Source organism: uncultured Ruegeria sp. (assembly GCF_947489545.1).
Taxonomy (GTDB): Bacteria; Pseudomonadota; Alphaproteobacteria; order Rhodobacterales; family Rhodobacteraceae; genus Ruegeria.
In genome coordinates this window covers 148,895-173,290 of record NZ_CANLDZ010000008.1, presented here as the reverse complement: position 1 = coordinate 173,290, position 24,396 = coordinate 148,895, and the positions used below count along the sequence as shown (strand labels likewise).

Genomic DNA, 24,396 nt, shown 5'->3' with positions numbered 1-24,396 from the left:
ATGAAACAGCCATTAGGCCTGATCCTCGCGGGCGGTTTAGCAACCCGGATGGGCGGTGGGGACAAGGGCCTGCTACAGCTCGGGACCAAAAGCCTATTGGCCCATGTCATTGATCGACTTAGACCCCAAGTGGACGGTCTGGCACTGAACGCCAATGGCGATCCCGCGCGTTTTACCGACTTGGATTTTCCGGTCATTCCAGATTCGATAGACGGTTTTGCCGGCCCGTTGGCCGGGGTTTTGGCAGGTTTGGACTGGGCTGCCGAACTCGGGGCAGATCGCATCATCACCGCGGCTGCGGATACGCCGTTCTTCCCACGTGATCTGGTTGCTCGTCTGGTGCAGGCCTCTGAGGGCCAGGCGCATCCACTTGTACTCGCCACAACCCCCCGGACCGGGGAAGACATGTTGAAATCTGGCGGCAGGAAAAGGATAAATCGACACCCGACCTTTGGCCTCTGGCCGGTCGCCCTGCGCGATGATTTGCGCACAGCGCTGAATAACGGCCTGCGCAAAGTGGTGTTGTGGACCGACAAACATGACGGGCGCGAGGCCTTGTTTGAGGCCGAGCCCTTTGATCCCTTCTTCAACGTCAACACACCCGAAGACCTGCACCGGGCCAAAGAACTGCTGGAACACTCATGAAGCTGTACGGTGTCACCGGTTGGAAAAACGCCGGTAAAACCGGGTTGATGGAGCGGCTGGTGACCGAGATCACCGGGCGCGGCGTTACTGTTTCAACCGTCAAACACGCCCACCACAGCTTTGATGTCGATCAGCCAGGCCGCGACAGCCATCGCCACCGGGTGGCCGGTGCGCATGAGGTGCTATTAGCCTCGGGCCAGCGCGTTGCGCTGATGCAAGAGCTGCGGGGCGCACCAGAACCTACACTGGAGTCGCTGCTGGCCCGGCTCTCTCCTGTCGATCTGGTGTTGATCGAGGGGTACAAGCGCGCAGGTCACCCCAAGATCGAGGCGTTCCGCGCTGAACCCGGCAACACTCTGATCGCCACCGATGATGACACGATCCGTGCTGTTGCCAGCGACACGCCGCTGGAGCTGGACCGCCCGGTTTTTGATCTGAACGCCACCGCCAAAATTGCGGATTTTATTCTGGACGAGGTCGGTTTGTGACACTGTTTCATAGCTTTGTGATGGTGGATTGGTCCGGTGGAAATGATACCGGGCCACGCCCTCGCAAGGATGCGATCTGGGTTTGCGTTGCGCGTAGAGGTCAATCAGGCGACCCCGTGTATTTGCGCAACCGGAAGGTTGCTGAGGACTGGTTGAGCAGTTTTATCCGAAGTGAGCTTGCAGCTGACCGACAGGTGCTTGTGGGATTTGACTTTCCATTCGGCTACCCGTCGGGCTTTGCAAACGCCATTACCGGGACAGACAATCCACTTGTCCTGTGGGAGTGGTTGGAAGCGCATATCAGCGACACCCCAGCGGCCAATAATCGCTTTGACCTAGCCGGTCAGATCAACAGGCAGTTTGGCGGCAAAGGCCCGTTCTGGATGAATGGCCTGCGTCGGGATATCGACGGGTTGCCGCGCACCAAAGCAGACTATCAGAACCCGTTTCCCGACCGTCGAAAGGTGGAAGGCCTGGCCAAGGGCAGCTTCACATGCTGGCAAATGGCGGGTGCAGGTGCGGTTGGCGGCCAGGTGATGATGGGTCTGCCGGTGTTGCACCGACTGCGGAGCCTGTTTCAGGGGCAAGTGTCGATCTGGCCATTCGAGCCACTTGATAAACCGGTTGCGTTCGTCGAAATCTGGCCATCGCTAAACCTTGGTGCTGCACCAGAAGGACGGATCAAGGATGCGTGGCAGGTCGAGCAGGTCGCCCTGGCACTGTCGCAATTGACAGATCAGGAATTGATGGGCCAATTGGATGTCTCAGCCGCAGAGGAAGGTTGGATTTTGGGCGTATCTCAGGACAAGTCGAACATTGTACCGCCGCCGTTGCGAAACGATTGTTTCGCGTTGCCCGCCGGCGTCTCCTGGACGCCGGTCGACGAGGCGCTGGCCCTATTGCAGGACAGATTGCGCCCGGTCACATCGTCCGAGCGTGTGTCGGTATCCAAAGCTATGGGGCGGGTTCTGACCGAGGATGTAATTGCGAACCGGTCGAACCCGCCGCAACCTAACACAGCCGTGGACGGTTATGGTTTTGCGGGGCCGATCCCTGAAGGCGTATGCGTCATGCCGTTGACCCATGGTCGCGCAGCGGCGGGTATCCCGTTTGCTGGTGAGGTCCCCGCAGGTAGTGCCCTGCGCGTGCTGACAGGGGCCGCGCTGCCTAAAGGTGTGGACACTGTAATTCTAGAAGAAGACGTAACAGTTCGGGACGACAAGATTGCATTTCATGGCCCAATGAAACAAGGCGCCAACACAAGGCGCCCGGGCGAGGATGTGGTCGAAGGCGACGTGGCCCTGTGTGCCGGGCGTAAAGCCACACCTGCTGATCTGGCGTTGATGTCAGCGGTTGGAATCTCCGAGGTGTTGGTGCGCCGCCCGTTGCGCGTGGCAATTCTGTCTACCGGAGATGAATTGGTGGAGCCGGGCGCCAGCGCTGGGCCGGGGCAGATTTTTGACGCCAACCGCCCGATGCTTTTGTCGCTGGTTGACCGGTTAGGGTTTATCCCGGTTGATATGGGACGTGTGTCGGATGACCGCGACAAGCTGCAGGCTCGCTTGGATGAGGCAGCGGATCAGGCGGATGTCATTCTTACCAGCGGTGGGGCGTCCGCAGGGGATGAAGACCATGTGTCGGCTCTGTTGCGGCAGGCTGGGGCCATGCAGGAATGGCGCATCGCGCTTAAGCCGGGACGCCCGCTGGCTCTGGGCATGTGGTCGGGGAAGCCGGTTTTTGGCCTGCCCGGCAATCCAGTGGCTGCACTGGTCTGCACGTTGATCTTTGCCCGCCCGGCGCTGGGCCTGATGTCGGGGCAGGGCTGGGCAGAACCACAAGGGTTCGACGTTCCCGCGGCGTTTGAAAAACGCAAAAAGCCAGGGCGGCGGGAATACCTGCGCGCGCGCGTTCGCGAGGGTCAGGTCGAGGTTTTTCATTCGGAAGGGTCAGGCCGTATCAGCGGGCTCAGCTGGGCCGAAGGGTTGGTTGAAATAGAAGATGGCGAACGTCATATCAAACCCGGCGACCTAGTGCGCTTTATCCCATATGGGAGTTTTGGGTTGTGACAATTTCGATTTCGCGTGGATTTACTGCGGCTGAAAGACCGCAGGCCGCTGCCCTGTTCTGGCAGGCCTTCGCGGCCAAGCTGAGCCGGGTCATGGGGCCCGACGACAAAGGTTTGGCATTTTTCAAAACCGTATTGAACCCGGACTTCGCGCTTGTTGCCCGCGACTTGGATGGGCAGATGTTGGGGCTTGCAGGCTTCAAGACAAAAGAGGGCGGTCTTGCGGGGGGCAGCATGACCGATCTTGCCCGCGTTTACGGGTGGTTTGGTGCGATCTGGCGCGGCTTGATCCTGAGCGTTCTGGAACGTGACCTGCAACCCGGTGTGTTTCAGATGGACGGCATCTTCGTTGCAGCAGAGGCGCGCGGGCAAGGTGTGGGAACAGCGCTTCTGGCCGCCATCAAAGCCCAGGCGCGGCAGGCCGGAATGACCGAAGTGCAACTGGATGTGATCGATACCAACCCACGTGCCCGCGCTTTGTATGAACGAGAAGGGTTCCAGGCCATGGGTCAGGAACAGACTGGCCCGTTCAAACACATATTCGGGTTCAACAGCGCCACTAAAATGTGCTGGGTGGTTGTTCCTGACTAGTCGAACGTGCCAGCCACGCGTCCAAGTAACATAAACGCACGCGCTGTTCTGGTTTCGCCCAATTCCGTCAGCTCAGCATCACTGGCGATCGAGTCGAACTCGACAATCATATTGTCGAAACGGCGCAGAAAATGATGCGTGGCATCTCGGAAGATCGGGTCCTGTTTCATCCGAGCCGCGGTCAGTGCCAAAGACGAACGATCCCGAATACCGCCCAACGCTGCGACCGTCTTTCCGCGTGCCCCCTGAGCAAACTGCCGCCAGACCTCAGGTCTCGCCATGTCGGGGCGCAGGTCGTCCATATAGATGCCTTCCTGGCTGAGCAGTGTAAGCACATCCTGCGAGGCTTGGACCAATTGCGCGGTCTTACGATCCTTCAGCGCGACCCTCAGGGCGTCGAACCCTTCGGTATCGTCCTGCGTTTCCGGAAAGTTCAGGGCCTTGACGAAAACATCTGTGGTCAGTGGCGGCGCGATTTCTTCTGCTGGGGTGCCAAGTTCCAGCGAGGTTTGATCGCCGGTGCCGGCGTGTTGCAATGCAACTCTCGCTGGCGCACTGCGTTTGGATGAGAAAGTCGCCAGTGCATCCTCGGTCTTCTTTGCGGTTTGAGCAATTTCGTCCAGCTTTTTGCTGACAGTCGGTTCATATGTGCTGGCGGCGCGCTGTTGTTGGATGACATAGGTATTGCGGATCGCATCAATCGCTGTTTGCAACCTGGCGCTTTCCTCGCGCATGATCCGACTGGCACGCATGGCCATGGCGGCAACCCAGATCATTGCCACAGGCATGAAGACTGCCAGAAAAGTCACAATCAGACCGCTGCCCTGTTCCTGACCCGGCATAACCAGAAAGACAACGGACACCACCAGCCAGATCAGGCTGAGTACCAATGCTGCAATTTCGATTCCGGTCACAGACGGTACGCGAGGCCGGTCGTAGATGCCAAGCGATGTTGGTCGTTCGGATTCCGGATCAGGTTTTGACCCTGACATGACGCGTGCTCCGGTCAGGCGTATGTGATGCTCAGAACTTCATAAGATCGGACGCCACCCGGCGTGCTGACCTCGACGCTGTCGCCTTCTTCCTTGCCGATCAAGGCGCGGGCGATGGGCGACTTAATGTTCAGCAGACCAGCTTCGATATTGGCCTCGTATTCGCCAACGATTTGCCAGGTCTTTTCCTCGTCGGTATCTTCGTCGACCAATGTGACCTTGGCACCAAACTTGATCGCACCGGACAGCTTGGCCGGATCGATCACATCGGCCAGCGACAGAATGCCTTCAAGTTCTTTGATGCGGCCCTCGATGAATCCCTGCTTTTCGCGGGCCGAATGGTATTCGGCGTTTTCCTTCAGGTCCCCAAGTTCCCGAGCCGTAGCAATCGCCTCGATAATCGCCGGACGCTCGACGGATTTGAGATTTTTAAGCTCGGCTCCGAGCGCGGCATTGCCCGAAGGCGTCATTGGGATCTTTTCCATACTCTACTTGTCCACGCAAAAATTGAGTCGCCCCGCCGCACAAAAGCGTCGGGGCGAAGGATAGGTTAGCGAATACCTGACCCAAATGGCGTGTAAATTGCAAGAGGCCAAAGGCCGCGAGGCGCTGGATTCGCGACTTAGCGCCGTCTCGGGGGTGGCGGGGATCGCCTGTAGCGATACCCCAGAAGCTCACCCCGTCGCCATCGATGCGCATCGGTTCCGAGCCACAACATCTCAATCATACTGAACGACTTCGAATTCTATGCCATTGTCATCGTCGAAGTAGAATCGCTTGCCCGGCTCGTAGTCGGCATGATTATGAGGGTCGAACCCGGCGTCCCGGACTTTGGCTTCGGTGGCGTCGATGTCCGCCACCAAAACGCCCACATGGTTCAGCCCGCCGACAACATCGTAGCTGCTTTCCCCTGCTGGCCTGGGATCGGAAGGGGCGTAAAGTGCCAGATAGGTGTGGGTGCTGCCAACATGCACCGTGTAGCCGCCCGCGATGGCTGCGCCTTCCCAGCGGGTTTTCCAGCCAAAGACTTTTTCCATCCATGCCGCAGATGCCTTTGGATCCCGTACAGTGAAGTTGGTGTGTTCAAGTGTCGCCGTCATAGTGTTTCCTTTTCAACTTTTGACTTGCTTCGACTCACCGTAATTTCTAAACCTAACTTTAGGTCAAGATGTTTTTGAGGATCTGATGGTTGTTTCTGAAGGCCTGGCAATCGGAGCATTGGCGCAGCGCACCGGGTTGGCGGTTTCTGCAATAAGGTACTATGAGGCGCAGGGATTGATCTCGCCGTGGCGCAATGCCGGCGGGCAGCGGCGGTATCAGCGGGCGGACATTCGGCGCCTGAGCTTTGTCATGATCGCCCAGCAATTCGGGTTAACCCTGCCCGAGATCCGGGAGGTTCTTTCTGGCCTGCCGGGAAATAGAACCCCAACGCCAAAAGACTGGAAGGATATCAGTGTCAGCTTGCGTTCCCATCTGGATCAGCGAATCGACACCTTGATGCGATTGCGCGACAATTTGGATGGCTGCATTGGCTGTGGATGCCTGAGCCTGCCAAAATGCGCCCTCTACAATCCGGATGATCGGGCTAAGTCCCATGGAAGTGGTCCCAGATACCTGTTGGGGGACGCGCCAGAGGCATAAACTGCCGCAATGCGACTTTGTTACGCCGTGTTTCGATTGACCAAGGTCTTTTCAAACAGGTAATCAGCCGTGAAACAAAATTGCGCAGACCATGCGGTGAGAGCGCCAATTCGGAAAGTTAGCTAAGGAGCCCGCGATGGCCGAGATTGAACGCGAAGCGATGGAATACGATGTGGTGATCGTGGGCGCAGGTCCTGCGGGCCTGTCGGCGGCCATCCGTCTGAAACAGTTGGATGCCAACCTGAACGTTGTTGTTCTTGAAAAAGGCTCAGAAGTGGGCGCGCATATCCTGTCGGGTGCGGTTCTCGATCCCTGCGGTCTGGATGCATTGATTCCCGATTGGAAGGAAAAAGGTGCGCCGTTGAACACGCCGGTGACCGAAGACAATTTCTATATGCTGGGTGAAGCGGGTAAGATCCGCATCCCAAACTTCCCGATGCCGCCGCTGATGAACAACCACGGCAACTACATCGTCTCGATGGGCAATGTCTGCCGCTGGATGGCCGAACAGGCCGAAGAGCTGGGTGTTGAGATTTTCCCGGGCATGGCCTGCTCGGAACTGGTTTACGGTGACAACGGCGAAGTAAAAGGCGTGGTTGCTGGTGTCTTTGGCCTGGAAGCCGACGGATCCTACGGTCCCAACACCGAGCCGGGCATGGAACTGCACGGCAAATACGTCTTCTTGTCCGAGGGTGTGCGCGGATCGCTATCTAAGGAAGTGATTGCCAAATATGACCTGTCTGCCGGCAAAGAAGTGCAGAAATACGGCGTCGGCATGAAAGAGATCTGGGAGATTGACCCGGCCAAACACAAGGAAGGCTCGGTCACGCATACCATGGGCTGGCCTTTGGGCGGCAACGCGGGTGGCGGATCGTTCATTTACCATCTTGAAAACAATCAGGTCTATGTCGGATTTGTGGTCCACCTGAACTACAAGAACCCGCACCTTTATCCCTACATGGAATTCCAGCGATTTAAGCACCACCCGATGGTGGCTGAGCTGCTGAAAGGCGGCAAGCGTGTGGCTTACGGCGCGCGAGCGATCACCGAAGGTGGCTGGCAGTCGATGCCGAAACTGGTGGCACCTGGCGTGGCATTGCTGGGCTGTTCGGCGGGCATGGTCAATGTGCCGCGCATCAAGGGTAACCATAATGCGATGCTGTCAGGCAAGGCTGCGGCCGAGGCGGCATTCGATGCCATCAGGGCCGAGCGTTCGGGCGATGAGCTGACCGCCTATGAAACCGATGTGCGCGGTGGCGCCATCGGCAAAGACCTGAAAAAGGTGCGCAACGTCAAGCCGATGTGGTCGAAATGGGGCTTGTTCCCGTCTCTGGCACTGGGCGGTCTGGACATGTGGACAAACACGCTGGGCTTCTCGTTATTTGGCACCATGGGGCACGGTAAAAACGATGCTGAGGTCACGGAAGAAGCCAGCAAGCATCAGCCGATTGATTACCCGAAACCGGATGGCACACTGTCTTTTGATCGCCTGACCAACGTGTCCTTTGCGATGACGAACCATGAGGAAAGCCAGCCCTGCCATCTGCACCTGTCGGACCCGGAAATTCCGGTCAAGGTCAACATGCCCAAATTCGACGAACCGGCGCAGCGGTATTGCCCGGCGGGGGTCTATGAAATGGTCCAGGACGAAGACGGGCCGCGATTCGTGATCAACTTCCAGAATTGCGTGCATTGCAAAACCTGTGACATCAAGGATCCCAGCCAGAATATCACATGGACCACGCCGCAAGGTGGGGATGGGCCAAACTACCCGAATATGTAAGCGAAAAAACGGGCACTGGCAGGGTCGTGAAGGCTCTGCCATTGCCTCTTCCTGACCAAAGCCCTAGCTTGACTGTCAGTCTAATGACAACAAGGCAGGATTTTGGTGGTTTCCCTGGTTCGTCGCGCGGTGTTGGCCGTGCTGTTCTCTTCAACAGTCGCAATGCCGGTCTATGCAGATACGGGTTCCGGATCTTATCTGGCGGGCCGTCAGGCGATTTACGAGAATGATTATTCGGCTGCCGAACAATACTATGCTCAGGCGCTGAAATTCGATCCGCAGAATGAACTTTTGTTGGAAAGCGTTGTCGTTGCCCGTCTTGCGCTGGGCGAGATCGAGCGTGCCTTGCCGATTGCCGAGACTATCGAAGGTGCGAAGCTGCCAAGCCAGGCCGCACGTATGGTGATTGCGGCCAATCTGGTTGCAGATGGACAATTGGATGACCTGCTAGCCCGAGACCCCGAGACACAAGGGGTTGGCCCTTTGGTTGATGGGTTGATGACGGCTTGGGCCTATTTGGGTCAGGGTGAGATGACCAAGGCGATGGAACAGTTTGATGCTGTCTCGACGCAAGAAGGCCTGAAGGAGTTCGCCCTTTACCACAAGGCGATGGCACTGGCCTCAATTGGTGATTTTGAAGGATCCGAGGCGGTGTTCGGAGCCAATGATGGCGTCGTCGCACAATTTTCGCGCCGCGCTGCGTTGGCTCGTGCCGAAGTGTTGTCTCAGCTGGATCGCGATGAGGATGCGATCGAGTTCCTGAACAACGTATTTGCCGCAGGCAGTGACCCGTCGATCGAGAATTATCTGGCGCGGTTGGGCGCTGGAGAGACATTGCCGTTCACTCATGTCCGATCCGCGCAGGATGGCGTGGCCGAGATCTTCTTCTCGGTTGGCGCCGCGCTTAATTCTGAAGCGTCACCTGACTATGTATTGTTGTATGCACGGACAGCAAACTTCTTGCGTCCGAACCATGTCGACGCAATCTTGCTGAGTGCCGAGCTGTTGGATGAGCTGAGCCAATATGACCTGGCGGTTGAAGCCTATCGAACTGTGCCAACGGAGAGTAACGACTACCACGCCGCAGAGCTGGGTCGGGCCGAGGTTCTGGGTCGTTCTGGAAAGATGGATGCAGCGGTTGAAGTCCTTCAGAATCTGGCCGGGCAACAACCAGACCTACCGAGTGTTCACGTTGCACTGGCGGACTTGGAACGGCGGCAGGAAGACTATGCGGCTGCCGTTAACTCCTACGACCGCGCTATTGAGCTGACTGACAGCGCATCAGCAGGCAACTGGTTTTTGCACTATGCCCGGGGCATATCGCATGAGCGCCTTAAGAACTGGGATCAGGCCGAGACCGATTTCCGTCGCGCGTTGGAGCTGAATCCGGATCAGCCGCAAGTACTGAATTATCTGGGCTATTCCCTGGTAGAACGGCAAGAAAAGTTGGATGAGGCGCTAGACATGATTGAGCGCGCCGTCGCCGCACGCCCCGAGAGCGGGTACATTGTTGACAGCCTCGGATGGGTTCTGTTCCGCCTTGGTCGCTATGACGAAGCCGTTGAACACATGGAGCGTGCAGTTGAGTTGATGCCGGTTGATCCAGTGGTCAACGATCATCTGGGCGATGTGTACTGGGCTGTCGGTCGGGGTCGCGAGGCCGAGTTTCAGTGGAAGCGCGCGCTCTCCTTCGTCGATCCCGAGGACACGGATGCTGAGGCTGACCCGGACCGTATCCGCCGTAAACTAGAAGTTGGGCTGGATGTGGTGCTGGCTGAAGAAGGCGCAGAACCTCTGAAGGTTGCAAATGGCAACTAAGGCCTGCGCGCCTGCAAAAGTTAACCTGACCCTGCATGTGACCGGCCAGCGAGACGATGGCTATCACCTTTTGGATTCTTTGGTTGTTTTTGCGGACGTTGGCGACGAACTGGAATTTGTTCCGGGTCCAAACCTGTCACTGGACGTGACTGGCGAACATGCCAGAGGCGTGCCCACCGACAGTCGCAATCTGGTTTGGCAGGCGGCTGAGACGGTTGGTTGGACCGGGCGTATTCATCTGAACAAGGTGCTGCCTCATGGCGGCGGCATCGGCGGTGGGTCGTCAGATGCGGCTGCAGTTTTGCGGATGGTTGCAGACCAGGGGAGCGAAGTGCCGCAACACCTACCCTTGTCTATTGGGGCGGATGTTCCTGTCTGCGTGAAGGCAGTGGCCGCTCGGATGGAAGGGATTGGCGACCGAGTCACTCCGTTAACCCTGCCTCGGTTCTCTTCAGTGCTGGTCAATCCTGGCGTCGAAGTACCCACGGGCGCGGTATTCAGCGCGATGAAAACGCGCCGGAACTCGGCCATGCCTGACGAAATACCGGATTTCGAAGCATCTGATGCTTGTGCCGAGTGGCTGGGCGCGCAGCGGAACGATCTGCAAAACTCTGCGGTGGAACTGGCCCCCAAGATAGGGCGAGTTTTGGAAGAATTGGGCGCAACCAGAGATGTGTTGCTGGTGCGTATGTCGGGATCAGGGTCGACGTGTTTCGCCCTTTATCCATCGATGAAGGCTGCCCATTTCGCAGCTTACGAGGTAGGCGCGGCGCATCCCGAGTGGTGGTGCCGCGCGACGCAGCTCAATTGAGGCGCGAGACGACGTAGTCGGCCAGCTCGCGCAGGAGGGTCCGAATCTCGTGATCAGGCAAGGCGTCCAACGCGGATTTGGCCTTGGCCGCCCAACCCAGGGCATCTGATCGGGTTGCTTCCAAAGTGCGGTATTGGTTCATCAACGCCATTGCATGGTCCAAATCACCATCCTGCTGGCGACCTTTCGCGATTGTGCGATCCCAGAAGGCGCGTTCGTCGGGCGTGGCCTGAGCCACGGCTTTGATCACCGGCAGGGTCAGTTTACGTTCGCGAAAATCGTCGCCGACGTTTTTCCCAGTCGCCTTGCTGTCGCCCTGATAGTCCAGCAGATCATCAGCAATCTGAAAGGCAATACCCAACGCATCGCCATAATTGAACAGCGCTTGAACCTGCTGCTCCGAAGCACCCGCGATCACGCCGCCCACTTCGGTTGCGGCTGAAAACAACGCTGCTGTCTTGCCGCGCACAACTTGCAGATACACACTCTCATCCGTGCTCAGGTCGGTGGCTGCGGTCATTTGCAGCACCTCGCCCTCGGCGATGGTGGCAGACGCATTGGCGAGGATGTCCAGAACACGCAGGGAACCGGTTTCAACCATCAACTGGAAGCTGCGGGAAAACAGATAATCGCCCACCAACACGCTGGACTTGTTGTCCCACAGCAAGTTTGCCGTGGGTCGCCCGCGCCGTCGGGCGCTTTCGTCCACGACATCGTCATGCAGTAGGGTCGCGGTGTGAATGAACTCAACAGTTGCGGCAAGGCGCACGTGATGCTCGCCCGAATAGCCAAACAGCCGGGCCGCGGCGAGGGTCAGCATCGGGCGCAGGCGCTTACCTCCGGCTTCGACGAGATGCGCCGTTACTTCGGGAATCCTTGGTGCATGCTCTGACGCCATGCGGGTACGGATCAGCGTGTTTACCGCCTCCATATCACCGCTCAGAATTTCGGCGAGCCGCTCATGCGGTTTCGAGATCGTGCTGACGTTCATCACACTCCTGATACAAGGCTCGACTTCTGCCTCGCCTTGCCCTTACATCCATCCCCATGAAAGAACTATTGCGCAGCACCGATCCGACAATCCTGGCTTTTGCATCCGCTCTTCTTGAAGGCGAGGATATAGACTGCTTTCAGATGGACGTAAATATGAGCATCCTCGAAGGAGGCATCGGAATATTTCCGCGCCGCCTGATGGTGCGGACGGATGATTTAACGCGGGCTGAACGTGTCATGCGCGACAACGAGATCCCGTTGGGGCGATGACCCGGTTCAAAGACAGTGATCTGACGTGCAACGCCTTTCTGGGCGGGCAGGTACAGCTGTTGCAGCCTTTGTCAGGGTACCGCGCCGGTGTTGATCCTGTTCTGTTGGCAGCATCAGTGCCTGCTCAACCCGGACAATCTGTACTAGAGCTTGGATGCGGGGCCGGAGCTGCCATTCTGTGTCTTGCTGCGCGTATCCCGGAATTACAGTTGGCAGGCGTTGAAGTGCAGTCACCCTATGCCGATCTGGCCCGTCGAAATGCCGATCAGAACCGGGTTCAGCTGGACGTTGTCGAGGCTGATTTGAACGTATTGCCGGTGAGCTTGCGGAGCCGGATGTTTGACCACGTGATTGCAAACCCCCCTTACTATCGCCCGGACGCACATAGCCCAGCGTCAGACACAGGCAGGAGTATTGCACTGGGTGAAAAGACACCGCTGGCAGATTGGGTTGCCGTCGCCGCCAAACGACTCACTCCAAAGGGCTATTTGCATATGGTTCAAAAAGCGGAACGGCTGCCGGATATTCTGTCAGCCTGCGCAAACAGGTTGGGGTCTGTCGAGGTTTTACCGCTTTGCGCGCGCATCGGCCGCGACGCCGAGCTGGTTATCGTGCGCGCCCGCAAAGGTGGTGGCGCAGCATTTCGGCTGCATGCTCCGCTGATTCTGCATGCGGGTGACCGTCATACAAAAGATGGCGACAGCTACACGCCCGAAGTTTCAGCGATACTGCGTGCGGGTGCTGCGCTGTCCGGGTTTTCGGTTCAATAAGCAATGACCAGCCGATTTTGTCGGATTTATTACAGATTCTGTGCGTCTGCGGCGTGACAGGCTGGATATGATGTGATCAACTTCTTACGTATCACTCAGACACGTAAAGAAGGAGGATCGCCATGAGCGTGAGCGCACATCTGACGGAACTGAAGAAGAAGCACGAAACTCTCGGTCTCGAAGTAGAACAAGCCCAACGCTCGCCAGGTATCGATGATCTCCATGTCGCCCAGCTCAAGAAACAAAAACTAAAACTGAAAGAAGAGATCGAACGCCTGTCCGCTTAGGGTCGCAGGCTGGCGCGTGCCGCAATCACGGCACCACCAGTGATCAACAAAGCCGCGATCGCCAATCCCCAGGACGGGGCGGCGATCCCGGCCACCACCAATACCAGCGTAGACAAAAGTGGTGCCGCATATGAGGCGGTTCCAAGTATTTGGATGTCGCCTCGCTTGACCCCGATATCCCAGACATAAAACGCCAGTCCAACAGGGCCCAGACCCAGCGCAAGCACAGAAATCCAACTGATTGTTTTGGTGGGCCAAACGGTTTCCTCCACTGCCAGATGCAGCAATGCAGATGCTATTGCCGCCGCTATACAAAAAACGGCAACAGAACTTGTGGGTGTATCACCCAGACGACGGGACAGAACTGAATAGCCAGACCATGTCAGAGCGCACAGCAATGCCAAAGCATAGCCGGGAAGGTGCTGGGCTTGAAAGCCAGTGCTTCCACCCCCTGTAATGATGACTGCAGCTCCAACAAAGCCGAGGCCTGCACCGATTAGATGGCCAAGTCGAAGATGCTCGCCAGGCAACAGGCCGGAAAACAAAACAATCAGCAACGGCCAGAGATATGCGATCAGTCCGGCTTCGGCCGCCGGGGCCATGCGCAGCGCTGAAAAATACAGGGCGTGATAGCCAAACAGTCCTAAAGCCCCGAACAGGTAGGTTGTCCAGCGCACCTGCCTTAACTGGCTGAAACCACCCGAGAACCAGGCCCATATCAGGCCAAACGTTCCGCCAATTGAAAAGCAGATTGTGTTCAGCAACAACGGCGGCGTAGGTGCCGACCCAACGGTGAACAAAGCTAACAATGCCCAAAGCAAAACAGCACCAAAGCCGATAAATGTTGCGCGCATTTTAGTCACGGCCCGGGCACCTTTTCTATCGGGATGATTTTGAACTCATCGGATATATGGGCGGTCTTTTCAATTTCGGATAAGAACCAGTCCCGAAATGCTGCAATCTGAGGCCGCTGTTCCGCGCCGGGCAGGCACAAAAAACGGAACCGACCTTTTGTTTCAATTGCGAGTTTAAATGGTGCGACTAACCGCCCTTCGGAAAGATCTTTCAATATCATAGCGCGTCGGCCCAAAGCGACGCCGACCCCTGCAACAGCCGCATCGATCGCATGATCCGCATTCGAGAAATGGGCGCCATGAGTTGGGACAAATTCCACTTCGGCTGCCCGGAACCACGCGGGCCAATCGCAGGGAGGTTTCAGGAAGCTGATCGATTCATCATGAATCAGGGGTGCGTTCATTAGGCTTTCTGGTGTTGCGAATTGATCGGCCAGCTCGGGCGTCATAACGGGTGTTAGCCATTCCTTTCTAACTGGCACCGAATAAAGGCCGTCATCCTGCCCATAGCCAAATCGAATGGCGACATCCACATCGTCCCGTTCCAGATCCATATTGCGCAATGTTGCCGAAAACTTCAGATCGATTTCCGGATGCGCACGCGCAAATTCATATAGGCGCGGGGCAAGCCATTTGGCTGTCAATGCCGGGCCCGCTGTCACCGTCAGGCTGCTGTCATCCTCTTGCCGCCTTACCGTACGCCACGCCGCCTGCAGCATCGCAAACCCTTCGGCGGCACCTGGGGCCAGCGCTTGACCTGCTTCGGTCAGTTCAACAGCGCGATTGAGGCGGCGGAATAGGGGGCGGCCCAAGTGTTCCTCAAGGGACTTTATCTGGAACGAAAGGGCGGCCGGCGTGACGTGCAGTTCAGCTGCTGCTTTTGCAAATGACATGTGACGCGCTGCGGCGTCAAAGGCGCGCAATGCGGTCAGAGGAGGAAGGTAGTCGCTCATTTATAGTCAAGTATTTCTTAATTGAATGTTCGAAAAAGCTCGTTTGTCGCATCTGATTTAGAGGCGTATATTCAGAGTAAGTCAAATGAAACTGATCTGAAAGGAACTTTGCTATGATCGAGGTCACCACCAGCCCCGCAGCGGCCCGCGCCTTTCAGCGCGCTCATCTTGAACGGTCCAAAGCGATCGCCAGGGCTTTGAACTGGTTGTTTGGTTCCCGCTGAACGCAGCGCGCGCGTTCTTACGGGATACAAGAAGGGCCGGTCCAAAAGGACCGGCCCAATTCATTGCACGTCTAGGATTTATGCGAAGAACTGTGCGCCGTTGGCAGAAATGGTCGAGCCATTGATGAATTGCGAATCATCAGATGCCAGGAACGCGACGCAGCGCGCGATTTCTTCTGGCTCACCCAAACGTCCCGCTGGGATTTGGCCAATGATGGCTTCGCGTACTTTCTCGGGTACGGCCATGACCATTTCAGTAGCGATATAGCCTGGGCAGATCGCGTTGGCGGTGATACCGGCGCGCGCTCCTTCCTGCGCCAGCGACTTGACGATACCCAGATCGCCCGCTTTGGTCGCCGCATAGTTCGCCTGAGCAAACTGGCCCTTTTGCCCGTTGATCGAGCTGATGACGATCACACGACCGAATTTCCGCTCACGCATGCCGGGCCAGATCGGGTGCACTGTATTAAAGACGCCGGTCAGATTGGTGTCGATCACCTGATGCCACTGCTCGGGCGTCATTTTGTGGAACGGGGCATCGCGGGTGATGCCAGCGTTTGCGACAACGATATCAATCGGGCCAACTTCGGCCTCGACTTTTTCGATACCTGCCTTCGATTCATCATAGTCAGCGACATTCCATTTGTATGTGGCGATGCCGGTTTCTTCTGTGAACTTCGCAGCGGCTTCGTCATTCCCCGCGTAGGTGGCTGCAACATTGCATCCCTCGGCCTTGAGCGCCTTAGAAATTGCTGCGCCGATGCCGCGAGAGCCGCCGGTGACGAGTGCTGTACGTGCCATTTAGGAATCCTCCAAATTTAGTCGCCTTGGTAATGCTGTTACTCTGAGAGAGAGTTGCACGCAATATTGTTTCGTCAAGATTGTTTGCTTTCTGTTCGTCAATATTGTCGCACGCAAGTGATAGAATTGAATTGTAACAAAAAAGGGCGCCGACGGGGCGCCCTTTTCTGTGTTTTTGTCAGCGCAATCAGTCGCGCTCCACGCATAGGGCGACGCCCATTCCGCCACCGATGCACAGGGTCGCCAGACCCTTTTTCGCATCGCGGCGTTTCATTTCGAACAGCAGTGTGTTCAGGACACGGCAACCGGATGCACCGATTGGGTGTCCGATGGCGATGGCACCGCCGTTGACGTTCACGATTGATGGATCCCAACCCATGTCCTTGTTCACGGCGCAGGCCTGCGCTGCGAAGGCTTCATTGGCTTCGACGAGATCCAGATCTTCTACGGACCAGCCTGCTTTTTCCAACGCCTTGCGTGACGCGAAGATCGGGCCAACGCCCATGATCGACGGGTCTAAACCAACAGTGGCGTAGGATGCGATGCGGGCCAAAGGCTCAATCCCGCGCTTTTCGGCGTTCTCGGCCGACATAAGCAAGGTTGCCGCGGCGCCGTCATTCAGACCGGATGCGTTGGCGGCTGTTACCGAACCTTCCTTGGCGAAGGCTGGGCGCAGCTTTGCCATGGCCTCCATGGTTGCGCCGTGGCGGATGTATTCATCCTTGTCCATCACAATGTCGCCTTTGCGGGTCTTGATGATGAACGGCACGATTTCGTCGGCGAATTTGCCAGCCTTCTGCGCGGCTTCGGCTTTGTTCTGAGACGCAACAGCAAATTCGTCCTGTGTGTCGCGGTTGATCTGCCATTTCTCGGCGACATTCTCGGCGGTCTGACCCATGTGATAGCCATTGAAGGCATCCCAGAGACCGTCACGGATCATCGTATCAATGTACTTCATATCACCCATCTTGTGACCGGCGCGCAGCGCGGCGGCATGGGGTGACAGTGTCATGTTCTCTTGTCCACCGGCGGCCACGATATCGGCATCGCCCAATTGGATATGCTGTGCGCCTAGCGCGACAGCGCGCAGGCCCGAGCCACAGACTTGGTTGATGCCCCATGCGGCGCTTTCCTGGGGAAGCCCGGCATTGATATGCGCCTGACGTGCGGGGTTTTGGCCCTGAGCGGCGGTCAGCACCTGACCCATAATGGTTTCGCTTACTTCGCCCTTGTCGATCCCGGCGCGTTCGACGACTGCCTCCAGGACGGTAGCGCCCAGATCATGTGCAGGGGTGTTCGCAAACGAACCGCTAAAACTGCCGACACCTGTGCGTGCGGCGGATGCGATTACTACGTTGGTCATAAGTCAGTCCTTTACCGTCATGGTCTTTCGGGAAATCTGACGGCGCAGGCGGCAGAGAAGCTCTCTCCCGGTATCAGAGCGCCTCGTGATCCCCCGCTCCAGCACTCTCTGCCATAGCGCAATGCTGCACACGCAGCAACGGACAGCTTGTCTCAGCGGCGGAGGGGGCGAATTATTGCGATAGCGGCGTTCGGTTAAGTCCCTGTTTTCGAGTGTGGTTCCTGTTTCCAGGGCGGTGTGACCGATGGTGCGCCAAACAAGAAGCCCTGCAGGCAATCCACGCCGTTGGCGATAAGGAACGCTGCATCTTGCTGGGTTTCGACCGATTCGGCCGTTACCAGAATTTCGAATTCCCGCGCCACCGCTATCAAAGCACGCACCAGTGCCTGATTGTCGGGGTTGTCGCTGATCCCCCGAATGAATTGCCCGTCTACTTTGGCGGCATCAAACAGAAACTCGCGAAAATGGCGAAAACTGAAGTTGCTGGCACCAAAATCATCTAGCGCAAAGGCAATGCCGCGTTCCTGCAGGCGATCCATGAAATCTACGACAAGGTCGGGGACTTGCATCGCAGAGCTTTCCGAGATCTCAAGGATCAAACGCTCACCCACGCTTGCGTCCCTTTTTAGAAACCTGTCCAACACGCCGGACCAGCGGGCGTAACCAATCGACCGGGCCGACATGTTTATGGACAATCGGATGGAAGGGTTTCGAGCGAGTGTACGCAAACCCATTTCCAGCGCGACGCAATCCAGTTCCCGACCGATCGGTGTGTTTTCGACCTGAGGCATGAAATCCCGGGCCGGAATGACACGACCGGTTTCGTCGAGGACGCGAATGAAACCTTCATAAAAGGCAACGCCATGTGGGGCGTGCGCTTGCATGACAGGTTGAAACGCCAGTTTGCATTGTTTGTGTTTTACTGCGTCTGTTGCCATCTGAACGACCGAGCGGTCCCGGGTCGAGACTGCAGCGTTCAACGGGTTTTCCGACCCTTCGGGAAGATCTGCAAGCTTCTTGTCCCGCATGAGCAACGGTTCCCTGTGTGATGCCGAACATGGGTTCGGTCACAGTCTCAGGGCAAACAGGTGAATCTGCAGTTAAGGGATATCAGAAAATATGAGGGGTCAGCGTGCGGATTGTCCGGCTTGTACCAGTGTCGCTGCGGCGCCGAAGATAGCCCCCACCGCGCCCAGAACCATCATTGCAAAGCCCAATGCGATCAAAGCTGTCACAGCGGTGCCGATTGCTGCGAACATCGCCAGAACCAGACCCAACAGCCCGATAACAGTTGATACGGTTGTTACGCGGGTCATTCTGGCCTCCGGACACTCATACTCCACACATGACGACCGATATGGTGCATCAGGGCCGGATTACAAGGCTTACTGACCTTGCTCGCGAAGTCGTCAGGCGCGTTTTGCCCGGGTGTTGGGCGGATTTTTGTCAAATTGCTCGAATCCGGGCGTTCCGCGATCACTCGGGTGTCTGTCGAGATGCTTTTTCTTGATCTGCTCCGAGCTGTCCCGGCTGCCATCGTGGCTGTAACCTGGCGGGGCAAAGCAATAGGCAAGTCTTTGGCGCACGGTCAGACCCGGCTGAGTCGCGTCGCGCCAGATGCCTACCCATTCGTGAAAGGCGACGCGCAACGGGTTGAACGTGCCTATGTTGTGAACCAGCCCATAGTCGACGCGGTCATCTTCCTGCTCGGGCACGAAAGTGCCAAAAATCTTGTCCCAGATGATGAAGACGCCGGCATAGTTGCAATCGAGATAGCGCGCATTACGGCCGTGGTGCGCGCGATGATGACTGGGAGTGTTCATCACAGCTTCAAACCAGCGAGGCATTTTGCCGATGGCTTCGGTGTGAATCCAGAACTGGTAGATCAGGTTCAGACCGCCGCAGAACAAGACCAAAGCCGGGTGGAATCCCAGCAGGATCAGCGGTGCCCGTACAACCATCATGAACGTAAAGGTATAGGTCCAGGTCTGACGCAGCGCCGTGGTCAGGTTGTAGTGCTGCGAGCTGTGGTGGTTCACATGGCTGGCCCAGACCCAGCGGATACGGTGGCCGAACCGATGCACCCAGTAGTATCGCAGATCATCCAGCACAAAGCACAGGATGATGATCGGAATCGAGGTGCCAAGGTTCAGCGGCGTGATTTGCCACATCCACATAAAGAACGCATAGGCAATGAAACCAAGCACAAATCCTGAGGCAATGTTACCCGCGCCCATGATCAGAGAGGTCACCGCATCGCGGGTCTCGTACCTCCCACCACGGCCCTTTATGGTGATCCACAGGAACTCGGCCAAGATCGCGGCGATAAAAAAAGGGACGGCCCATTGAACGGCGTCGGGAAAGCTTACGTGATCGGTCATGAAGGCTCCATCAGGTGCTGCCAGTGACGGCGCTCAATTTCGTCGAGGTGAACAACGACACCGGGCGAGCTAAAGTCGCGAAACTGAAATTCGAACCCGTTCGGATGCTCGATCCAGTCAAAATCCAACAGATGCCGGCCCACAGTATCTGCGCCGAGGGACCATAACAGGCCGGTGCCGGTCTCAGTTCGAACTAAGGCGGCATGGCCATCGTGCGAGACCGTGACATCAATCACCACATCGTCCGGAAAATGGCGCCGCCAATCCATCCGGGCGGTCTCTTGCGTCAAAACGCGCAGGCTCGATCGTCCGGTCAGGTGCAATAGGAGAGTGATACCGGCAATCCCACCGACCACTAAAATCAATAGAATTTCAAGCGGCATGCCGTCCTCCCCGGCGACAGAGTGCAAAGCGGGCAGGGGGCTGTCAAAGGTGGCGTGGCGTCAGCCTCGTTCCAGTCTTTCCAAAATTTCGTGCTGAACCACTCGGAGCACAAATGGAACAAGGCCCTCAGGGCCTGACGCACGATCCTTTAGGTGGATGCAGATATCCGGCCGGCGCGAGGCGATAATGCCAATCATCTCGCCGCGTACGACATCATCCAAGCCTGCACCCATGATGGCGCAAGTAATCCGGGGTTCGGTGTCCAGTTGATGCCGAACCTCGGCCTGATCGTGCGCGCCCAGCCATTGGATCGGCAGGTGATCCAGTTGCAGTGCCACGTCACCGATCACGTTTGGCAAACGCCCGATCAGCAGAACCACAGGTTTCATCACGGTCTCCTTTTTCGGGTTACATACAAACAAAAAACCGGCCCGTTTTGGGCCGGGTCCAGTCTAGCATATTTTGACTAAGGTGTTTTCGACCGAGTTCGAAATGGTCGTAGACACGGCTTTAGCCTGTCATTCTCCCTCTGAAGGCGTCGCAGAGATTGGCGTGATTTCGCAAGAATTTAGCTATTTGCCTCGACCAGGGTGGAAATGATTGCCTTTGCGCTGTCAGAATTCCATTCGGCATCACCAATCAGACGAGCGATTTCATTGCCTTCAGGATCAATAATTACAGTGATCGGCAAACCAATAACGCCCATCTCGCGCGCAACCGCTTGTTTCGGGTCTTGGTGCCGAGGTAGATTATCAATGCCGTTTTCATCAAAGAATTTCTTGATGCCTGCCGGAGAGTTACGGCCAGTCGCCAAGGTCAGAACCTCGAATTTGTCGCCCCCAAATTCGTCCTGCAGTTCAGCGATCTGAGGCATCTCTTTGCGACAGGGGGCACACCAGGTGGCCCAGAAGTTCAACAGCACATACTTGCCTTTGTAGTCGGCCAGTGACGCTGTGCCGCCGTCGTCTTCCAGTTCAAACTCAACCGCTTCGACGGGCTTCGGCTCTTTGTGAAGGATCAGGCGCTTCAGGCTGCCATCGCGCAGCGGCGCCAATGTCTCGGCATCGGCTGCCAAAGCCGCGTTTGCACCTAGCGCAAGGGCCGTATAAAGGGGGATCAGACGAAATAGGCGCATATCAACTCCGGGTTTTCTTACATGACCGATCAATCTTCGAACCAGATGTGGGGCGGCCGCTTTGCCGCCGGTCCAGACGCGATCATGGAGGCAATCAATGCCTCGATCGGGTTCGATCAGCGGATGGCAGCCCAGGACATCGCAGGCTCGCGCACCCATGCCGCCATGTTGGCTGCGACAGGCGTCATAAGTGATAGTGACGCTGAAGCCATTCGGGAAGGGCTGCTCACCGTTTTGTCAGAAATCCAGAACGGAGACTTTCAGTTCTCGACCGCCCTGGAAGACATTCATATGAATGTCGAGGCGCGCTTGAAAGAGATCATTGGCGAGCCCGCAGGCCGTCTGCACACAGGTCGCAGCCGAAACGACCAGGTGGCGACCGATTTCAAACTCTGGGTTCGTGACCAACTGGACGCGGCGGAGACCGGCCTGCTGGCCCTGATCCGCGCGCTTTTGGCGCAGGCTGAGGCCGGCGCTGATTGGGTTATGCCGGGCTTTACACATCTGCAAACAGCACAGCCGGTGACATGGGGCCATCACATGATGGCCTATGTCGAGATGTTCGGCCGCGACCTGTCTCGCGTCCGGGATGCCCGCGCCCGAATGAATGAGTCGCCTTTGGGGGCTGCGGCCTTGGCCGGAACGTCCTTCCCCATCGACCGCCAGATGACGGCCGAGGCCCTGGGCTTCGATCGCCCCGCTGCCAACTCGTTGGATGCCGTAAGCGACCGCGATTTCGCTCTGGAATTCCTGTCCACAGCCTCAATCTGCGCCGTTCACCTGTCTCGCTTTGCCGAAGAGCTTGTGATCTGGTCCTCGGCCCAGTTCCGTTTTGTCACGCTGTCCGACCGGTTTTCAACGGGTTCGTCAATCATGCCGCAGAAGAAAAACCCGGATGCGGCCGAGCTGATTCGCGCCAAGGTGGGCCGGATTTACGGTGCCAATACGGCGTTGATGATGGTGATGAAGGGTTTACCGCTGGCCTATTCCAAGGACATGCAGGAAGACAAGGAACAGGTCTTTGATGCAGCCGACAACTGGATGCTGGCGCTGGCGGCAATGGAAGGCATGGTCAAGGACATGACCGCCAACCGCGAAAGCCTTGCCGCAGCGGCAGGGTCGGGGTTCTCAACTGCGACCGATCTGGCCGACTGGTTGGTCCGTGTGCTGGGCCTGCCGTTCCGCGATGCGCATCATGTGACCGGATCGCTGGTTGCTATGGCCGAAACCAAGGGTTGCGACCTGCCCGACCTGACGCTTGAGGATATGAAATCGGTGCACGCTGATATCACCGATGACGTCTATTCTGTCCTCACCGTTGAAAACTCGGTAAACTCGCGTCAGTCTTATGGGGGGACTGCGCCTGATCAGGTGCGGGCTCAGATCAAACGATGGAAGGCGTTGGTATGATGCGTATGTTTCGGGTCATTCTGTTGATCTTGACCGGTTTTGCCTTGGCGGCCTGTGGTGCCGATGGCGAACCTGTTCAGCCGACGGCCAGCCTGGGCGTTGGCGTTGGGTCCAGCGGGACACATGTTGGCGGAGGCGTAGGCCTTCGCAAGGGCGGCTTTGGCCTTTATCTGGGTGTCTGATCCGAAATCCAACACCGTCAGTACAGACTCTAAGGAGAACGGCATATGCGAACCATCGGCCTAATCTTGACGCTTGCCGTTTTGGCGGCGTGCGAACCGACATCTGCATCGCGCCCTGATCCTAAGCCAGAGCCAAAACCGTCCGGCATTTCCGTATCCGGCTATGCACGTGCCGGGGTCTCGACCGAATTCTAAATGGCCGTGTCGGGCCCATAAGCGCCCGAATCCATTGAACCGGCCCCCCGTTTTGGTCTAAGCGCGCAGATATGGATCACTTTCTCTACCGCGACGGCGCGCTTTTCGCCGAGGATGTCCCGATCTCCGAAATCGCTGCCGCGGTCGGAACCCCGTTCTATGTCTACTCGACAGCAACGTTGCTGCGGCATTTCAAACTGTTCGATGACGCGCTGGACGGCACCGATCACCTTGTCTGCTATGCGATGAAAGCGGCCAGCAATCAGGCGATCTTGAAAACGCTGGCGCATGCGGGCGCGGGAATGGATGTGGTTTCGGGTGGGGAATACCTGCGCGCTAAGGCGGCAGGCGTGCCGGGCGACAAGATCGTGTTTTCGGGTGTTGGCAAAACAGCGGATGAGATTCGCAACGCGCTCACTGGCGGCATCCGCCAGTTCAACGTGGAATCCGAGCCCGAGATGGAGGTGATCAACGCCGTTGCGCAAGAACTGGGCATGATCGCGCCGATAACCGTGCGGGTGAACCCGGACGTAGACGCCAAGACCCACGCCAAGATTGCCACTGGCAAGTCCGAGAACAAGTTCGGCATTCCGATCTCCCGTGCCCTGGAGGTCTATGCGCTGGCAGCCAGCTTGCCGGGTTTGGAGGTCATAGGGATCGACGTTCATATCGGCTCGCAACTGACCGAGCTGGAGCCGTTCGAACTGGCCTACAACAAAGTCGCAGAATTGACCGAACAATTGCGCTCTGAAGGGCACAATATCCGCCGGCTCGATCTAGGGGGCGGCTTGGGTATTCCTTACACACCTTCAAACGACGCGCCGCCTTTACCGGTCGAATATGGCGCTATGATCAAGAAAACGCTTGGCCATTTGGGTTGCGAGATCGAAATCGAGCCCGGTCGCCTGATCGCAGGAAATGCAGGTCTGATGGTGTCGAAGGTCATTTACGTGAAATCCGGTGAAGACCGCGATTTCCTGATCCTCGATGGGGCGATGAACGACCTCATCCGCCCTGCAATGTACGAAGCCTATCACGACATTGTTGCGGTGACCGAACCCGCGCCCGGTGTCGAACAGCGGCCCTATGATATCGTCGGGCCGGTCTGCGAATCCGGTGATACTTTTGCCAAAAAACGCAACATGCCGCCGCTGTCTGCAGGTGATCTTATCGCTTTCCGCAGCGCAGGGGCGTATGGTGCGGTGATGTCTAGCGAGTACAATACGCGCCCGCTGATTCCAGAAGTGCTGGTGCATGGGGATCAATTTGCAGTTATTCGTGAACGCCCAAGCTTTGACGAAATGATAAACCGCGATACCATACCTACGTGGCTCTGACGCGATAACCGCGCGGGCCCGAC

At 57.2% G+C, this 24,396-nt stretch carries 29 protein-coding genes; 15 read left to right on the top strand and 14 right to left on the bottom strand.

Going from position 1 to position 24,396, the window contains the following annotated elements; genetic code table 11:
* From mobA to Q1B13_RS13265, 4 genes are read left to right on the top strand one after another with little or no spacing between them, the layout of a single operon-like run.
* Window positions 1-645 (top strand): molybdenum cofactor guanylyltransferase MobA, encoded by a 645-nt coding sequence (mobA, locus tag Q1B13_RS13280; RefSeq protein ID WP_299080632.1) that lies wholly within the window; start codon window positions 1-3, stop codon window positions 643-645.
* Window positions 642-1,133, top strand: coding sequence for a molybdopterin-guanine dinucleotide biosynthesis protein B (gene mobB / locus Q1B13_RS13275; RefSeq protein ID WP_299080635.1), 492 nt, complete (start codon window positions 642-644; stop codon window positions 1,131-1,133). The genes mobA and mobB overlap by 4 nt, the downstream gene beginning before the upstream one ends.
* A gap of 20 nt (window positions 1,134-1,153) precedes the next feature.
* Window positions 1,154-3,199, top strand: a complete 2,046-nt coding sequence (gene glp, locus Q1B13_RS13270) for a gephyrin-like molybdotransferase Glp (RefSeq protein ID WP_299081015.1) — start codon at window positions 1,154-1,156, stop codon at window positions 3,197-3,199.
* Window positions 3,196-3,789, top strand: coding sequence for a GNAT family N-acetyltransferase (locus Q1B13_RS13265; protein ID WP_366871089.1), 594 nt, complete (start codon window positions 3,196-3,198; stop codon window positions 3,787-3,789). The genes glp and Q1B13_RS13265 overlap by 4 nt, the downstream gene beginning before the upstream one ends.
* Here Q1B13_RS13265 and Q1B13_RS13260 read toward each other — a convergent pair.
* The 3 genes from Q1B13_RS13260 to Q1B13_RS13250 all read right to left on the bottom strand — a co-directional run bounded on the left by Q1B13_RS13260 (window position 3,786) and on the right by Q1B13_RS13250 (window position 5,881).
* The gene (locus Q1B13_RS13260) at window positions 3,786-4,781 is read right to left on the bottom strand and encodes a hypothetical protein (protein WP_299080638.1); all 996 of its coding nucleotides are present in this window, start codon (window positions 4,779-4,781) and stop codon (window positions 3,786-3,788) included. The two genes, Q1B13_RS13265 and Q1B13_RS13260, sit on opposite strands and share 4 nt — an antisense overlap.
* A gap of 14 nt (window positions 4,782-4,795) precedes the next feature.
* Window positions 4,796-5,266 (bottom strand): transcription elongation factor GreA, encoded by a 471-nt coding sequence (gene greA / locus Q1B13_RS13255; protein ID WP_298935365.1) that lies wholly within the window; start codon window positions 5,264-5,266, stop codon window positions 4,796-4,798.
* Window positions 5,267-5,500: 234 nt separating this feature from the next.
* Entirely contained in the window at window positions 5,501-5,881 is a 381-nt protein-coding gene (locus tag Q1B13_RS13250) for a VOC family protein (RefSeq protein WP_299080640.1), read from the bottom strand.
* Between the two features lie 85 nt (window positions 5,882-5,966).
* Between Q1B13_RS13250 and soxR the strand changes: the two genes are divergently transcribed.
* The 4 genes from soxR (at window position 5,967) to Q1B13_RS13230 (ending at window position 10,834) form a co-directional block, all read left to right on the top strand.
* A complete protein-coding gene (gene soxR / locus Q1B13_RS13245; RefSeq protein ID WP_299080643.1) occupies window positions 5,967-6,422 on the top strand; it encodes a redox-sensitive transcriptional activator SoxR in 456 nt (151 codons plus the stop codon).
* Between the two features lie 136 nt (window positions 6,423-6,558).
* Window positions 6,559-8,205 carry an electron transfer flavoprotein-ubiquinone oxidoreductase gene (locus Q1B13_RS13240; protein ID WP_299080646.1) on the top strand — a complete coding sequence of 549 codons (1,647 nt, stop codon included), beginning with the start codon at window positions 6,559-6,561 and terminating at the stop codon, window positions 8,203-8,205.
* Between the two features lie 105 nt (window positions 8,206-8,310).
* On the top strand, window positions 8,311-10,023 hold the full coding sequence (locus Q1B13_RS13235) for a tetratricopeptide repeat protein (RefSeq protein ID WP_299080649.1): 1,713 nt from the start codon (window positions 8,311-8,313) through the stop codon (window positions 10,021-10,023).
* Window positions 10,013-10,834 carry a 4-(cytidine 5'-diphospho)-2-C-methyl-D-erythritol kinase gene (locus tag Q1B13_RS13230; RefSeq protein ID WP_299080652.1) on the top strand — a complete coding sequence of 274 codons (822 nt, stop codon included), beginning with the start codon at window positions 10,013-10,015 and terminating at the stop codon, window positions 10,832-10,834. Before Q1B13_RS13235 ends, Q1B13_RS13230 begins: the two co-directional genes overlap by 11 nt.
* On the opposite strand, the gene Q1B13_RS13225 is transcribed toward Q1B13_RS13230, so the two are convergent.
* Complete coding sequence (locus Q1B13_RS13225; RefSeq protein WP_299080654.1) at window positions 10,827-11,825, bottom strand: polyprenyl synthetase family protein; 999 nt, start codon at window positions 11,823-11,825, stop codon at window positions 10,827-10,829. The two genes, Q1B13_RS13230 and Q1B13_RS13225, sit on opposite strands and share 8 nt — an antisense overlap.
* Before the next feature lie 56 nt (window positions 11,826-11,881).
* Here Q1B13_RS13225 and Q1B13_RS13220 point away from each other — a divergent pair, with 56 nt between their 5' ends.
* The 3 genes from Q1B13_RS13220 to Q1B13_RS13210 all read left to right on the top strand — a co-directional run bounded on the left by Q1B13_RS13220 (window position 11,882) and on the right by Q1B13_RS13210 (window position 13,154).
* Complete coding sequence (locus tag Q1B13_RS13220; RefSeq protein ID WP_120632374.1) at window positions 11,882-12,097, top strand: DUF2007 domain-containing protein; 216 nt, start codon at window positions 11,882-11,884, stop codon at window positions 12,095-12,097.
* Window positions 12,094-12,867, top strand: a complete 774-nt coding sequence (locus Q1B13_RS13215; protein ID WP_299080656.1) for a methyltransferase — start codon at window positions 12,094-12,096, stop codon at window positions 12,865-12,867. The genes Q1B13_RS13220 and Q1B13_RS13215 overlap by 4 nt, the downstream gene beginning before the upstream one ends.
* A 122-nt stretch (window positions 12,868-12,989) precedes the next feature.
* Window positions 12,990-13,154: a DUF465 domain-containing protein gene (locus Q1B13_RS13210; protein WP_298935355.1), complete on the top strand. Its 165-nt coding sequence runs from the start codon at window positions 12,990-12,992 to the stop codon at window positions 13,152-13,154.
* Here the strand turns inward: Q1B13_RS13210 and Q1B13_RS13205 are convergent.
* The 10 genes from Q1B13_RS13205 to Q1B13_RS13160 all read right to left on the bottom strand — a co-directional run bounded on the left by Q1B13_RS13205 (window position 13,151) and on the right by Q1B13_RS13160 (window position 21,249).
* Window positions 13,151-14,017: an EamA family transporter gene (locus Q1B13_RS13205; RefSeq protein ID WP_299080658.1), complete on the bottom strand. Its 867-nt coding sequence runs from the start codon at window positions 14,015-14,017 to the stop codon at window positions 13,151-13,153. The two genes, Q1B13_RS13210 and Q1B13_RS13205, sit on opposite strands and share 4 nt — an antisense overlap.
* Entirely contained in the window at window positions 14,014-14,961 is a 948-nt protein-coding gene (locus Q1B13_RS13200) for a transcriptional regulator GcvA (protein WP_299080661.1), read from the bottom strand. Before Q1B13_RS13200 ends, Q1B13_RS13205 begins: the two co-directional genes overlap by 4 nt.
* Before the next feature lie 302 nt (window positions 14,962-15,263).
* Complete coding sequence (gene phbB, locus Q1B13_RS13195) at window positions 15,264-15,986, bottom strand: acetoacetyl-CoA reductase (protein WP_299080663.1); 723 nt, start codon at window positions 15,984-15,986, stop codon at window positions 15,264-15,266.
* A gap of 187 nt (window positions 15,987-16,173) precedes the next feature.
* On the bottom strand, window positions 16,174-17,349 hold the full coding sequence (locus Q1B13_RS13190; protein WP_299080665.1) for an acetyl-CoA C-acetyltransferase: 1,176 nt from the start codon (window positions 17,347-17,349) through the stop codon (window positions 16,174-16,176).
* A 194-nt stretch (window positions 17,350-17,543) separates the two neighbouring features.
* A complete protein-coding gene (locus Q1B13_RS13185) occupies window positions 17,544-18,377 on the bottom strand; it encodes an EAL domain-containing protein (RefSeq protein ID WP_299080667.1) in 834 nt (277 codons plus the stop codon).
* A gap of 99 nt (window positions 18,378-18,476) precedes the next feature.
* Entirely contained in the window at window positions 18,477-18,665 is a 189-nt protein-coding gene (locus tag Q1B13_RS13180) for a hypothetical protein (RefSeq protein ID WP_299080670.1), read from the bottom strand.
* 93 nt (window positions 18,666-18,758) lie between these two features.
* Window positions 18,759-19,730 carry a sterol desaturase family protein gene (locus tag Q1B13_RS13175; protein ID WP_299080671.1) on the bottom strand — a complete coding sequence of 324 codons (972 nt, stop codon included), beginning with the start codon at window positions 19,728-19,730 and terminating at the stop codon, window positions 18,759-18,761.
* Entirely contained in the window at window positions 19,727-20,113 is a 387-nt protein-coding gene (locus Q1B13_RS13170) for a hypothetical protein (RefSeq protein WP_298935347.1), read from the bottom strand. The genes Q1B13_RS13175 and Q1B13_RS13170 overlap by 4 nt, the downstream gene beginning before the upstream one ends.
* Window positions 20,114-20,173: 60 nt before the next feature.
* On the bottom strand, window positions 20,174-20,503 hold the full coding sequence (locus tag Q1B13_RS13165; protein ID WP_298935346.1) for a hypothetical protein: 330 nt from the start codon (window positions 20,501-20,503) through the stop codon (window positions 20,174-20,176).
* A gap of 179 nt (window positions 20,504-20,682) precedes the next feature.
* Complete coding sequence (locus tag Q1B13_RS13160; protein ID WP_299080673.1) at window positions 20,683-21,249, bottom strand: TlpA disulfide reductase family protein; 567 nt, start codon at window positions 21,247-21,249, stop codon at window positions 20,683-20,685.
* A gap of 21 nt (window positions 21,250-21,270) precedes the next feature.
* Here Q1B13_RS13160 and argH point away from each other — a divergent pair, with 21 nt between their 5' ends.
* The 4 genes from argH (at window position 21,271) to lysA (ending at window position 24,373) form a co-directional block, all read left to right on the top strand.
* Window positions 21,271-22,659, top strand: coding sequence for an argininosuccinate lyase (argH, locus tag Q1B13_RS13155; protein WP_299080676.1), 1,389 nt, complete (start codon window positions 21,271-21,273; stop codon window positions 22,657-22,659).
* Window positions 22,659-22,841 carry an argininosuccinate lyase gene (locus tag Q1B13_RS13150; RefSeq protein WP_298935422.1) on the top strand — a complete coding sequence of 61 codons (183 nt, stop codon included), beginning with the start codon at window positions 22,659-22,661 and terminating at the stop codon, window positions 22,839-22,841. The genes argH and Q1B13_RS13150 overlap by 1 nt, the downstream gene beginning before the upstream one ends.
* Window positions 22,842-22,886: 45 nt before the next feature.
* On the top strand, window positions 22,887-23,036 hold the full coding sequence (locus tag Q1B13_RS13145; RefSeq protein ID WP_298935342.1) for a hypothetical protein: 150 nt from the start codon (window positions 22,887-22,889) through the stop codon (window positions 23,034-23,036).
* A 71-nt stretch (window positions 23,037-23,107) separates the two neighbouring features.
* The gene (gene lysA, locus Q1B13_RS13140) at window positions 23,108-24,373 is read left to right on the top strand and encodes a diaminopimelate decarboxylase (RefSeq protein ID WP_299080679.1); all 1,266 of its coding nucleotides are present in this window, start codon (window positions 23,108-23,110) and stop codon (window positions 24,371-24,373) included.
* Window positions 24,374-24,396 lie beyond the last annotated feature (23 nt).